This is a genomic window from Streptomyces lateritius (assembly GCF_014649715.1).
Taxonomy (GTDB): Bacteria; Actinomycetota; Actinomycetes; order Streptomycetales; family Streptomycetaceae; genus Streptomyces; species Streptomyces lateritius.
Genome location: NZ_BMTO01000001.1, coordinates 675,390 through 687,524, shown reverse-complemented (window position 1 = coordinate 687,524; position 12,135 = coordinate 675,390). Strand labels below are relative to the sequence as shown.

Genomic DNA, 12,135 nt, shown 5'->3' with positions numbered 1-12,135 from the left:
GTTACCGTGGGAGAGGGTGCGGCCCGCCGGGTGTCCGGTACGCGGGACGGGGGCGGTGGTGGCACCCGGTGCCCGATACGGTGGAACCACCATGAGCGCATCGCAGACCTCAGACGTTCCCACCCTTCTCGTCAAGATCTTCGGGAAGGACCGTCCCGGGATCACCGCCGGGCTCTTCGACACCCTCGCCGCCTACTCCGTCGATGTCGTGGACATCGAGCAGGTCGTGTCCCGCGGCCGCCTCGTCCTGTGCGCGCTCGTCACCGAGCCGACCGTCGCCTCGGCGGGCGAGCTGCGGGCCACCGTGCACAGCTGGGCCGAGTCGCTGAAGCTCCAGGCCGAGATCATCTCCGGCACGGGCGACAACCGTCCGCGCGGCAGTGGACGTTCCCATGTCACCGTGCTCGGACACCCGCTGACCGCCGAGCAGACGGCGGCCATAGCGGCCCGCATCACGGGGACCGGCGGCAACATCGACCGTATCTTCCGCCTGGCGAAGTACCCGGTGACAGCCGTCGAGTTCGCCGTCTCCGGCTGCGAGACCGGGCCGCTGCGGACCGCGCTGGCCACCCAGGCGCACCACATCGGCGTCGACGTGGCCGTCGTCTCGGCCGGGCTGCACCGGCGGGCGCAGCGCCTGGTGGTCATGGACGTGGACTCGACGCTGATCCAGGACGAGGTCATCGAGCTGTTCGCGGCGCACGCGGGCTGTGAGGACAAGGTCGCCGAGGTGACGGAGGCCGCGATGCGGGGCGAGCTGGACTTCGAGCAGTCCCTGCACGCGCGGGTGGAGCTCCTCGCCGGGCTCGACGCCTCGGTGGTGGACAAGGTACGGGCCGAGGTGCGGCTCACCCCCGGCGCCCGCACCCTCATCCGTACGCTCAAGCGGCTCGGCTACCAGGTGGGTGTCGTCTCGGGCGGCTTCACGCAGGTCACGGACGATCTCAAGGAGCGGCTGGGGCTCGACTTCGCCTCGGCCAACACGCTGGAGATCGTGGACGGCAGACTGACCGGCCGCGTCACGGGCGAGATCGTGGACCGGGCGGGCAAGGCCCGGCTGCTGCGCCGGTTCGCCGCGGAGGCGGGGGTGCCGCTGGCGCAGACCGTGGCCATCGGCGACGGGGCCAACGACCTCGACATGCTGAACGCGGCCGGGCTCGGTGTGGCCTTCAACGCCAAGCCGGTGGTGCGCGAGGCCGCCCACACGGCCGTGAACGTGCCCTTCCTCGACACCGTCCTCTACCTGCTGGGGATCACCCGCGAGGAGGTCGAGGCGGCGGACGGCGGCGAGGAGGATCTCCCGCACTGACGCGCAGCGGCGGGGGTCGGCGCAGCGGGAGGCCCGGTCACCGAGCGGTGACCGGGCCTTTCTGTCATGGGGTACGGGTCACTCGTGCGGGGCCCAGAAGGCGACGAGCCTGCCGACGCCGTGCTCCAGGGACTTCCAGGTGCCGGTGAACGTGATGACGGCGAAGGCGGCGGTCGGGAAGCCGCTCCGGTTCATCCGGGGCAGGGTGTCGCCCTCGGAGTCGCCGGCGAGGGCGTCGGCGAGGCCGTGCATCCCGGGGTTGTGGCCGATGACGAGCAGGTCTCGGACGTCGTCGGAGGTCTCGTTGAGCAGGGCGATGAGCTCGCCCAGCGAGGCCTCGTAGAGCCGCTCCTCGTACACGGTCCTGGGACGATGCGGCAGCTCCTGGACGGCCAGTTTCCAGGTCTCCCGGGTTCTCACGGCGGTGGAGCAGAGTGCCTGATCGAAGGAGATCCCGGTGTCGGCGAGCTTGCGGCCCGCGACGGGGGCGTCCTTGCGGCCACGCTCGGCGAGCGGTCGTTCGTGGTCGGAGACCTGGGGCCAGTCGGCCTTGGCATGCCGGAGCAGCACGATCCTGCGGGGTGTATCGACGCTCATGGGCTCCAGCTTCGCATGAAACGTGCGGTCGGGCGCAGGGTGTTGGGTCAGCCGGGCAGTGTCCGCCGGATCTCCTCCAGGACGTGGGCGACCGACGGGTCGCCCCCTCCGGCGGGGGCCCCGGCCGGTCCCGCGATGAGCAGGAGGAGGGTGACGAAGGCGGCCACGGGGAGGGCGAGGGCCCACCAGGGCAGTCGCGTGCCGACACCGGCGGACGGGGACGGGGTCCGGGTGTGCGTACGGGCCGGCATGGCCGCCTCCGGGGTCGCTGGATCCGCGGCCGGTCGCCGCGATGTGTCCAACGTACGGACCGGACGAGAACCGTCCCATCCGGTGATCCACCTACTTCACCCTGACGCTCACCCCCTAGGGGACGGGGGGTTGGCCCTACCCCGGCGGCGCCGGTGGCCGCTCAGGCGGTGCCGGAGGGGGGGTTCACGGTGAGGCGATCGAGGCGATGACGGCGATGACGACCGTGATTCCGAGCATCGCGCCGAGCACGATGAGGAGCTTCTTCTGGCCGTTCTGAGGGTTCGGGTCGAGCACTGGCATGGGGCCAGTCTCGCATCTCAGCATTCGTCCTCGACGGTCCGGTCCCTTCCGGCGAGGACGCCGACGGCCATCTGGGGCAGCAACAGCCCGGCCATGAGGGCGATGGGCAGGCCCCAGCCGCCGCTGTGCTGGTAGAGGACGCCGACGAGGAGCGGGCCGGGGATGGAGATGAGGTAGCCGACGCTCTGCGCGAAGGCGGAGAGCCGGACCACGCCGGCGCCGGTGCGCGAGCGCATGCCGATCATGGTGAGCGCGAGGGGGAAGGCGCAGTTGGAGACGCCGAGGAGGAGGGCCCAGGCCCAGGCGCCCGCGGCGGGCGCGAGGTAGAGGCCGGTGTAGCCGGTCAGGCCGCACAGGGCGAGGGCGACGGCGATGGGCCCCTGGTTCTTGAGCCGGGTGGCGAGGCGCGGGATGACGAACGCGAGCGGCACGCCCATCACCATCGTCACGGCGAGGAGCACGCCGGCCGTGCCGGCCGGGACGCCGGCGTCACGGAAGATCTGCGGCATCCAGCCCATGGTGATGTAGGCGCCGGTGGCCTGGAGGCCGAAGAAGGCGCCGAGGGCCCAGGCGGTGCGGCTGCGGGTGATCCGGAGCGGCGGCGCCGACGGGGGCGACGCCGCCCCCTGGGCCGGGACGGCGGGGGTGGGCGCCGCGAAGTGCCTTCCCCGGTCGCGCAGCAGTGGGACGAAGGGCAGGACGGCGAAGGCGGCGAGGACCGCCCAGAGGCCGAGGCCGGTGCGCCAACCGCCGCCGAGGGCCTCGGTCATGGGCACGGTCGCGGCGGCGGCCAGGGAGGTGCCGAGGGCGAGCGCCATGGAGTAGAGGCCGGTCATGGTGCCGACGCGGTCGGGGAAGTACCGCTTGACGATGACGGGCATCAGGACGTTGCTGACGGCGATGCCCATGAGGGCGAGGGCGCTGGCGGCGAGGAAGCCGACGGTGCCGGAGGCGAAGGGGCGGACGGCGAGTCCCGCGAAGATCGCGGCCATGCCGGCGCAGACGACGGCGGCGGGACCGAAGCGGCGGGCGAGGCGGGGGGCGGTGATGCCGAAGATCGCGAAGCAGAGCGGGGGGACGGAGGTGAGGACCCCGGCGACGCTGCCGCTCATGTGGAGGCCGTCGCGGACCTCTTCGAGCAGGGCGCCGAGGCTGGTGATGGCCGGGCGGAGGTTGAGCGCGGCGAGCACGAGCCCGACGACGACGAGCCGGGCGATCCACGCGGTGGGCGGGGCCGGCGCGGAAGGGGCCGGCGCGGGAGAATCCCGCACCGTGGTGGCCGGCGAGGAGGCGCGGTCGGCCGCGGGCGCGGCGGTTTCGAGGGTCTGCGGCTCGTCAGGCATGAGGTCATCATAGAATCATGGGATGATTGGTTGTCCAATCCGGAACTACCCCGAACGACTCGGGAACCACAGAGAAGGTGCACCATGGCGCTCGGCTCTCCCCGGCGGTCCGGGCTCTCCGATCAGGTGATCACCGAGCTGCGGAACCAGATCACCTCCGGCGAGTGGCCGGTGGGGTCACGCATCCCGACGGAACCGGAACTCGTCTCGCAGCTGGGCGTGGCCCGCAACACCGTGCGCGAGGCGGTCCGCGCGCTCGCCCACAACGGTCTGCTCGACATCCGGCAGGGATCCGGCACGTACGTCGTCGCGACCAGCGAACTGGCGGGGGTCATGCACCGGCGGTTCGCCGCGTCCGACCCCCGGCACATCGCCGAGCTGCGCTCGACGCTGGAGTCCTCGGCGGCCCGGCTCGCGGCCCGGCGGCGCACGGAGCGGGACCTGAAGCAGCTGGACGTCCTGCTGGCGGGGCGCGAGGAGGCGTGGGCCTCCGGCGACGCCGAGCGCTTCGTGACGGCGGACGGCGCCTTCCACCACGCGGTGGTGGTCGCCTCGCACAACGACGTGCTGACCGAGCTGTACGCCGACCTGGGGCACGTCCTGCGCCAGTGGCTGCGCGACGACCTGGGCCAGGACCTGCGGCCGGAGCATCACATGGACCACACGCGCCTGGTGGAGGCGATCCGGGACGGCGACGCGGACACGGCGGCGGCGGAGGCGGCCGGGTATCCGTTCATGTGCCTCAGGGATTTGAGGCCGGCGTAGCCGACGCGGGAGCCTCGGAAAGCGGCTCCCCGGGGGTGCCCGAAGGCGCCTCGGCCTCTCCCGGCCCCGCTCCGGGCGGCGCCTCAGCCGGTGCGGGAGGCTTCTCGGCGGGCTGGTGGGTGAGCCAGGCCGAGCGGACCTCCTTCCAGCAGCGCCCGTAGAGCCGGACGTAGGCGGTCGGGGCCACGTCGACGGGGGCGCTGTCGGTGTCCACGTCCCACCAGCGGTCGCACTCGACGTGCAGACGGACGCGGTCGGTGCCGGGATAGGGGTTGTGGCAGTACGCGGTGACCCGGGAGCCCTCCACGTCCGTCCGGCAGGAGGCGCCGAAGTTCTCGGGTTCCGCGGCGACGGGGGCCGCGGGATCCTCCGGCGGAGCGGGAGCGGCGCGGACCTCGGCGGCGACGGCGATCCCGGCGAGCAGAGCGCCGGCCGAGACGAGGGCGGCGGCCCTGCGATGAAGCGCGCGCATGCCCGTGCCTCCTCCCCGCCAGTAGCTGGAATGTCACGCTCCGATCCAGTCTGGGGGGGTTCGACGGACTTTTCGACTCGGGGAGGAGACCGAGGGGGCCCGGGGATTCCGGACGAGCCCGAGCACGGCGAAGGCCGGGAGCCCGCCCCCACAGGGACGGACTCCCGGCCTTCGTACGCCGTACGCCCGCTCAGGCGCCGATCGCGTGCAGTCCGCCGTCGACGTGCACGATCTCACCGGTCGTCTTCGGGAACCAGTCGGAGAGCAGCGCCACGATGGCACGGCCCGCCGGCTCCGGGTCGGACAGGTCCCACTGCAGCGGGGAGCGGCTGTCCCAGACGCTCGCCAGCTCGGTGAAGCCCGGGATGGACTTGGCGGCCATCGAGCCGAGCGGGCCGGCCGAGACCAGGTTGCAACGGATGTCCTGCTTGCCGAGGTCACGGGCCATGTAGCGGCTGGTGGCCTCCAGGGCGGCCTTGGTCGGGCCCATCCAGTCGTACTGCGGCCAGGCGAACTGCGCGTCGAAGGTGAGGCCGACGACCGAGCCGCCCTCGCTCATCAGCGGCAGCAGCGCCATGGTCAGGGACTTCAGCGAGAAGGCCGAGACGTGCATGGCGGTGGCGACCGACTCGAACGGCGTGTTGAGGAAGTTGCCGCCCAGCGCGTCCTGCGGCGCGAAGCCGATGGAGTGGACGACGCCGTCGAGGCGGTCGCCCAGGTGCTCGCGGACCTGGCCCTCCAGGCGCGCGAGGTGCTCGTCGTTGGAGACGTCGAGCTCCAGGACCTTGACCTTGTCGGGGTGGGGCAGCTTCTTGGCGATGCGCTCGGTCAGCGTCGGCCGCGGCCAGGCGGTGAGGATGATCTCCGCGCCCTGCTCCTGGGCCAGCTTCGCGGCGTGGAAGGCGATGGAGGACTCCATCAGCACACCGGTGATCAGGATGCGCTTGCCCTCGAGGATTCCGCCAGTGTTCGTCATGGTCTCAGTGCCCCATGCCCAATCCGCCGTCAACCGGGATGACGGCTCCAGTGATGTACGAAGCGTCGTCCGAGGCGAGGAACTTCACCGCGGCGGCGATCTCCTCGGGCTGCGCGTAGCGGCCCAGTGGCACCTGGGACACGATGCCCGAGCGCTGCTCCTCGGTGAGCACCTTGGTCATGTCGGTGTCGACAAAGCCCGGCGCGACGACATTGAACGTGATGTTGCGCGAGCCGAGCTCGCGGGCCAGGGAACGGGCGAAACCGACCAGGCCGGCCTTGGAGGCGGCGTAGTTGGCCTGCCCCGCCGAGCCGAGGAGTCCGACGACCGAGGAGATCAGGACGACGCGGCCCTTCTTGGCGCGCAGCATGCCGCGGTTGGCGCGCTTGACGACCCGGAAGGTGCCGGTGAGGTTGGTGTCGAGGACGGTGGTGAAGTCCTCCTCCGACATCCGCATGAGGAGCTGGTCCTTGGTGACGCCGGCGTTGGCCACCAGCACCTCCACCGGACCGTGCTTCTCCTCGATCTCCTTGTACGCCTGCTCCACCTGCTCGGAGTCGGTGATGTCGCACTTGACGGCCAGGAAGCCGGCCGGCGGCCCGCCCGTGCGGTACGTGACGGCAACCTTGTCGCCGGCCTCGGCGAACGCGCGGGCGATCGCGAGGCCGATGCCCCGGTTTCCTCCGGTGACGAGAACCGAGCGGCTCAACGGATCACCCTTTCGATAGCGGTCTGGTTACCGAAAACCTATCGGTCCGGACCCTTCCCCGAGGAATCGGGCCCCGACAGTCGCATCCGCATGCCACTGTCGGGTCCCTACAGAAAGACGTGGGCGTCACGACCCGAAGCGCGACATGATCGGGTCGACCGGTCTCAGACGACAGGAGACATTCGTGCCTCATTCCATCGACGCGGCCTTCACGGCGCTGCCGCTGCGGGCGCTCGCCGACGCGGCGCTCGCCCGCGCGCGTGCCCTCGGCTCCGACCATGCCGACTTCCGCCTGGAGCGGGTGCGCAGCGCCTCGTGGCGGCTGCGGGACGCCAAGCCATCGGGGTCCTCGGACCTCACGGACCTCGGGTACGCGGTGCGAGTGGTGCACGGCGGGGCGTGGGGGTTCGCCTCCGGGGTGGATCTGACCATGGACGGGGCCGCGCGGGTCGCCTCGCAGGCCGTGGCCATGGCGAAGCTCTCCGCGAAGGTGATCGCGGCGGCCGGGTCGGACGAGAGGGTGGAGCTGGCCGGGGAGCCGGTGCACGCGGAGAAGACCTGGATCTCCTCGTACGAGATCGACCCCTTCGACATCCCCGACGCCGACAAGACCGGGCTGCTCGCCGACTGGAGCGCTCGGCTGCTGCGGGCGGAGGGGGTGGCTCACGTGGACGCGTCGCTGCTGACCGTCCATGAGAACAAGTTCTACGCGGACACGGCGGGTACCGTCACCACCCAGCAGCGCGTCCGGCTCCACCCGCAGCTCACCGCGGTGGCCGTCGACGAGACGACCGGCGAGTTCGACTCCATGCGGACGATCGCGCCGCCGGTCGGCCGGGGCTGGGAGTACCTGACGGGCACCGGCTGGGACTGGGACGCGGAGCTGGAGCGGATCCCCGGGCTGCTCGCCGAGAAGATGCGGGCGCCGAGCGTGGAGGCGGGGACGTACGACCTGGTCGTCGACCCGTCGAACCTCTGGCTGACGATCCACGAGTCGATCGGCCACGCCACCGAGCTGGACCGGGCGCTCGGCTACGAGGCGGCGTACGCCGGGACCTCGTTCGCCACCTTCGACCAGCTGGGGAAGCTGGCGTACGGCTCGTCGATCATGAACGTGACGGGTGACCGGACTGCCGAGCACGGGCTCGCGACGATCGGGTACGACGACGAGGGCGTCGAGGCGCAGAGCTGGGACCTGGTGAAGGACGGCACGCTCGTCGGCTACCAGTTGGACCGGCGGATCGCGAAGCTCACGGGTCTGGGGCGGTCCAACGGGTGCGCGTACGCGGACTCGCCCTCGCACGTGCCGGTGCAGCGGATGGCGAACGTCTCCCTCCAGCCGGATCCGGGCGGTCTGTCCACGGAGGATCTGATCGGGGGTGTGGAGCGCGGCATCTACGTGGTCGGCGACCGGTCGTGGTCGATCGACATGCAGCGCTACAACTTCCAGTTCACCGGGCAGCGATTCTTCCGCATCGAGAACGGCAGGCTGGCCGGTCAGCTGCGGGACGTCGCTTACCAGGCGACGACGACGGAGTTCTGGGGCTCGATGGAGAAGGTCGGCGGCCCGCAGACCTACGTCCTCGGCGGCGCGTTCAACTGTGGGAAGGCCCAGCCCGGCCAGGTCGCGGCGGTCTCCCACGGCTGCCCGTCGGCCCTCTTCCGGGGCGTCAACATTCTGAACACCACGCAGGAGGCCGGGCGATGAGCCGCGTCAGCAAGCCGTACGAGATCGTCGAGCGGGCCCTGGAGCTGTCCCGCGCGGACGGGTGTGTCGTCATCGCCGACGAGGAGTCCTCCGCCAATCTGCGCTGGGCCGGCAACGCGCTCACGACCAACGGTGTGACCCGTGGCAGGACGCTCACCGTCATCGCGACCGTCGACGGCTCCGAGGGCACGGCCTCCGGTGTCGTCTCGCGCTCCGCCGTGACCACCGACGACCTGGAGCCGCTGGTACGGGCCGCCGAGGCGGCCGCCCGGGCCGCGGGGCCCGCCGAGGACGCCCAGCCGCTGGTCGAGGGGATCGACCCCTCCCCCGACTTCCGGGACGCGCCGGCCGAGACCACGTCCGCCGTGTTCACCGACTTCGCCCCGGCGCTCGGCGAGGCCTTCGCCCGCGCCCGCTCCGGCGGCCGTGAGCTGTACGGCTTCGCCCACCACCAGCTGACCTCGACCTACCTCGGCACCTCGACCGGCCTGCGGCTCCGGCACGACCAGCCCAACGGCACCCTGGAGCTGAACGCCAAGTCCCCCGACCGCTCCCGCTCCGCCTGGGCCGGGCGCTCCACCCGGGACTTCAAGGACGTCGACCCGGCCGCGCTCGACGCCGACCTGGCGCAGCGGCTGCGCTGGGCGGAGCGCAGGATCGAGCTGCCGGCCGGGCGGTACGAGACGCTGCTGCCGCCCACCGCCGTGGCCGACCTCCTGATCTACCAGCTGTGGTCGTCCATGGCCCGTGACGCGGTGGAGGGCCGCACGGTCTTCTCCAAGCCGGGCGGCGGGACGCGTATCGGCGAGACCCTCTCCCCGCTGCCGCTGACGCTGCGCAGCGACCCGAACGAGCCGGGCCTGGAGTCGGCGCCGTTCGTCATCGCGCACTCCTCGGGCGATGACTCCTCGGTCTTCGACAACGGTCTGCCGATGTCGGGGACGGACTGGGTACGAGAGGGCCGGCTCGAGCACCTGATCACCACCCGGCACACGGCGGCGCTTACTCGCTTGCCCGTGGCCCCCGGAGCCGGGAACCTGATCCTGGACGGCGGCGGCGAGCGCTCGCTGGAGGAGATGGTGGCCTCCACGGAGCGTGGCCTGCTGCTGACCTGCCTCTGGTACATCCGCGAGGTCGACCCGGCGACGCTGCTGCTGACCGGGCTGACCCGGGACGGCGTCTACCTCGTCGAGAACGGCGAGGTGGTCGGCGAGGTGAACAACTTCCGGTTCAACGAGTCGCCGGTGGACCTGCTGTCGCGGGCCTCGGAGGCGGGACGGACGGAGAAGACGCTGCCGCGCGAGTGGAGCGACTGGTTCACCAGGGCGGCGATGCCGGCGCTGCGGGTGCCGGACTTCAACATGAGCTCGGTCAGCAAGGGCGTTTGACCGGCCTAGACTGAGTACGGCGTGACGACCACCAATCAAGGAGACCGAAGATCGTGACGGACATCGTCGACGAGCTGAAGTGGCGCGGGCTCTTCGCCCAGTCCACCGACGAGGACGCATTGCGCAAGGCTCTCGCGGACGGTCCCGTCACGTTCTATTGCGGTTTCGACCCGACCGCCGCCAGTCTCCACGTCGGCCACCTGGTCCAGGTGCTCACCGTCCGCCGGCTCCAGCAGGCCGGTCACCGGCCGCTGGCGCTGGTCGGCGGGGCCACCGGTCAGATCGGTGACCCGCGGCCGACCGCCGAGCGCACCCTGAACGACCCGGAGACGGTCGCGAACTGGGTGAACCGGCTGCGTACCCAGATCGAGCCGTTCCTCTCCTTCGAGGGGGAGAACGCGGCGATCATGGTGAACAACCTGGACTGGACCGCCGGGATGTCGGCGATCGAGTTCCTCCGGGATATCGGCAAGCACTTCCGGGTCAACAAGATGCTGACCAAGGACTCGGTGGCCCGGCGGCTGGAGTCCGAGCAGGGCATCAGCTACACCGAGTTCAGCTACCAGCTGCTGCAGGGCATGGACTTCCTGGAGCTGTACCGGCGCTATGGCTGTGTGCTGCAGCAGGGCGGCAGCGACCAGTGGGGCAACCTCACGGCCGGTCTGGACCTGATCCACCGCCTGGAGCCGGACGCGGTCGTGCACGCGCTGGCGACGCCGCTGATGACGAAGGCGGACGGCACCAAGTTCGGCAAGACCGAGGGCGGGGCCGTCTGGCTGGACCCGGAGATGACCACGCCGTACGCGTTCTACCAGTTCTGGCTGAACGTGGACGACCGGGACATCTCGAAGTACATGCGGATCCTGTCCTTCAAGTCCGTCGCGGAGCTGGAGGAACTGGAGAAGGTCACCGCCGAGCGGCCGCAGGCCCGTACCGCTCAGCGGGCGCTCGCCGAGGAGCTGACGACCCTGGTGCACGGCGCCCAGCAGTGCGCGGCCGTCATCAACGCCTCGAAGGCGCTGTTCGGGCAGGGCGACCTGGCCGAGCTGGACGAGGCGACGCTGGCCGCCGCGCTCTCGGAGCTGCCGCACGCGCGCGTGGCGGAGCTCGGGCAGGTCGTGGACCTCTTCACCGAGGTGGGCCTGGCGCCGAGCAAGTCGGCGGCGCGCCGCACGGTGAAGGAGGGCGGGGCGTACGTGAACAACGTGAAGGTCACCGCCGAGGACGCCGAGGTGTCGGCGGACGAGCTGCTGCACGGGCGCTGGCTGGTGCTGCGCCGGGGCAAGAAGAACCTGGCGGCGATCGAGGTCGGCGCCGAGGTCTGATGCCCGGCTCCCGCTGACGGAGGCCCGGTACGCGCGTCGAGCGCGTACCGGGCCTCCGGCCTTCGGTCCTGCCGGGCTTCGGTCCTGCCGGGCTGTGGGGGGTCAGGCCCGCCGTCTGTTTCCCCTGATCGAGGCCCACAGCATGTCGCCGACGCCCACCACGGCGACCGCGCCGATGAGTTGGAGAAGGTGCCGAGTCCAGTCGATGCCCTTGGTGTCGTTGACCCCGATCCAGGTCGCGACGGCGTTGCCGAGCACGCTGCCGAGAATTCCGAAAACGGTCGTCAGCCACAGGGGGATCTGCTGCTTCCCCGGCAGGATCGCTTTGGCGATCAGGCCGAGTACCAAACCCACGATGATCGCCCACAACCAACTCATGATCGCCTCCTCATGCGGCGCAATCTGCGCATGTGGCCCCAGTCTCGGCTCCCCTGCGACAGGGCGCATGCCGGACAGCGCCATACGTGACCCGGTCTCGTCGCGGTCGGACCTCGGGCGTACCGTGGAAGAAGGTCCGGACCGGGGAAAGTCCGGCGTGGCTGCCGGGTGGTGGAATGTGATGCGGAAGCATGGCGAAACCGAGGTTTTCCGAATCACCGAGGCGCGCCAGAGCCTGGCCGACGACGTACGCGGTCGGCAGCGGCGGTACGTGATCTCGATGTCGGTGCGGACGCTGGCGGTCATCGCCGCCGCCGTCCTCTGGAACGTCGAGCGCCATGTGGCGATCGTGGCGCTGGTGCTCGGTGGTCTGCTCCCCTACATCGCCGTGGTGATCGCCAACGCGGGGCGGGAGAGGGCGCCGTCGCTGCCCTCCACATTCGTGGCTCCGCCGGACCATCCGGCACTCGATGCGGGCGAGAGCTTCGCGGAAGCCGGTACGGAACGCCCCTCCGGGCAGAGTTGATCATTCAAGGGGTCGAAAAGCTCAAGAAAAGCTCAGATCAATCATGAAGTTCCGGTGCACCGCACCCCATGCGCCGTGACATACTTC

The 12,135-nt window shown here is 71.0% G+C and carries 13 protein-coding genes and 1 pseudogene; 6 read left to right on the top strand and 8 right to left on the bottom strand.

The window, feature by feature from the left end:
- Positions 1-91 precede the first annotated feature (91 nt).
- Positions 92-1,309, top strand: coding sequence for a phosphoserine phosphatase SerB (gene serB, locus IE136_RS03225; RefSeq protein WP_158985999.1), 1,218 nt, complete (start codon positions 92-94; stop codon positions 1,307-1,309).
- Between the two features lie 78 nt (positions 1,310-1,387).
- Here serB and IE136_RS03220 read toward each other — a convergent pair whose 3' ends face one another.
- The 4 genes from IE136_RS03220 to IE136_RS03210 form a co-directional block, all read right to left on the bottom strand.
- Positions 1,388-1,906 carry a SixA phosphatase family protein gene (locus IE136_RS03220; RefSeq protein WP_189599314.1) on the bottom strand — a complete coding sequence of 173 codons (519 nt, stop codon included), beginning with the start codon at positions 1,904-1,906 and terminating at the stop codon, positions 1,388-1,390.
- A gap of 47 nt (positions 1,907-1,953) precedes the next feature.
- Positions 1,954-2,157, bottom strand: a complete 204-nt coding sequence (locus tag IE136_RS03215; protein ID WP_158986003.1) for a hypothetical protein — start codon at positions 2,155-2,157, stop codon at positions 1,954-1,956.
- Positions 2,158-2,341: 184 nt separating this feature from the next.
- Positions 2,342-2,458 (bottom strand): SGM_5486 family transporter-associated protein, encoded by a 117-nt coding sequence (locus IE136_RS36365; RefSeq protein ID WP_268247900.1) that lies wholly within the window; start codon positions 2,456-2,458, stop codon positions 2,342-2,344.
- Between the two features lie 17 nt (positions 2,459-2,475).
- Positions 2,476-3,801 (bottom strand): CynX/NimT family MFS transporter, encoded by a 1,326-nt coding sequence (locus IE136_RS03210; RefSeq protein WP_189599313.1) that lies wholly within the window; start codon positions 3,799-3,801, stop codon positions 2,476-2,478.
- 84 nt (positions 3,802-3,885) lie between these two features.
- Between IE136_RS03210 and IE136_RS03205 the strand changes: the two genes are divergently transcribed.
- The gene (locus tag IE136_RS03205; protein WP_158986007.1) at positions 3,886-4,566 is read left to right on the top strand and encodes a FadR/GntR family transcriptional regulator; all 681 of its coding nucleotides are present in this window, start codon (positions 3,886-3,888) and stop codon (positions 4,564-4,566) included.
- A 100-nt stretch (positions 4,567-4,666) separates the two neighbouring features.
- Here the strand turns inward: IE136_RS03205 and IE136_RS03200 are convergent.
- From IE136_RS03200 to fabG, 3 genes and pseudogenes are all read right to left on the bottom strand, one after another.
- Positions 4,667-5,038 (bottom strand): annotated as a pseudogene (locus tag IE136_RS03200) (hypothetical protein); the annotation flags it as partial.
- 190 nt (positions 5,039-5,228) lie between these two features.
- Positions 5,229-6,014: an enoyl-ACP reductase FabI gene (gene fabI / locus IE136_RS03195; RefSeq protein WP_158986009.1), complete on the bottom strand. Its 786-nt coding sequence runs from the start codon at positions 6,012-6,014 to the stop codon at positions 5,229-5,231.
- Between the two features lie 4 nt (positions 6,015-6,018).
- Complete coding sequence (fabG, locus tag IE136_RS03190; protein WP_189599312.1) at positions 6,019-6,723, bottom strand: 3-oxoacyl-[acyl-carrier-protein] reductase; 705 nt, start codon at positions 6,721-6,723, stop codon at positions 6,019-6,021.
- Positions 6,724-6,907: 184 nt separating this feature from the next.
- Between fabG and IE136_RS03185 the strand changes: the two genes are divergently transcribed.
- The 3 genes from IE136_RS03185 to tyrS are packed head-to-tail and all read left to right on the top strand — an operon-like array spanning position 6,908 to position 11,144.
- The gene (locus tag IE136_RS03185) at positions 6,908-8,431 is read left to right on the top strand and encodes a TldD/PmbA family protein (protein WP_158986013.1); all 1,524 of its coding nucleotides are present in this window, start codon (positions 6,908-6,910) and stop codon (positions 8,429-8,431) included.
- The gene (locus IE136_RS03180; RefSeq protein WP_189599311.1) at positions 8,428-9,819 is read left to right on the top strand and encodes a metallopeptidase TldD-related protein; all 1,392 of its coding nucleotides are present in this window, start codon (positions 8,428-8,430) and stop codon (positions 9,817-9,819) included. The genes IE136_RS03185 and IE136_RS03180 overlap by 4 nt, the downstream gene beginning before the upstream one ends.
- 53 nt (positions 9,820-9,872) lie before the next feature.
- On the top strand, positions 9,873-11,144 hold the full coding sequence (tyrS, locus tag IE136_RS03175) for a tyrosine--tRNA ligase (protein WP_158986017.1): 1,272 nt from the start codon (positions 9,873-9,875) through the stop codon (positions 11,142-11,144).
- Between the two features lie 102 nt (positions 11,145-11,246).
- On the opposite strand, the gene IE136_RS03170 is transcribed toward tyrS, so the two are convergent.
- Positions 11,247-11,522: a GlsB/YeaQ/YmgE family stress response membrane protein gene (locus IE136_RS03170; RefSeq protein WP_158986019.1), complete on the bottom strand. Its 276-nt coding sequence runs from the start codon at positions 11,520-11,522 to the stop codon at positions 11,247-11,249.
- A 67-nt stretch (positions 11,523-11,589) separates the two neighbouring features.
- Between IE136_RS03170 and IE136_RS03165 the strand changes: the two genes are divergently transcribed.
- Positions 11,590-12,048 (top strand): DUF3099 domain-containing protein, encoded by a 459-nt coding sequence (locus IE136_RS03165; RefSeq protein ID WP_373308982.1) that lies wholly within the window; start codon positions 11,590-11,592, stop codon positions 12,046-12,048.
- The last annotated feature ends 87 nt before the right edge of the window (positions 12,049-12,135 follow it).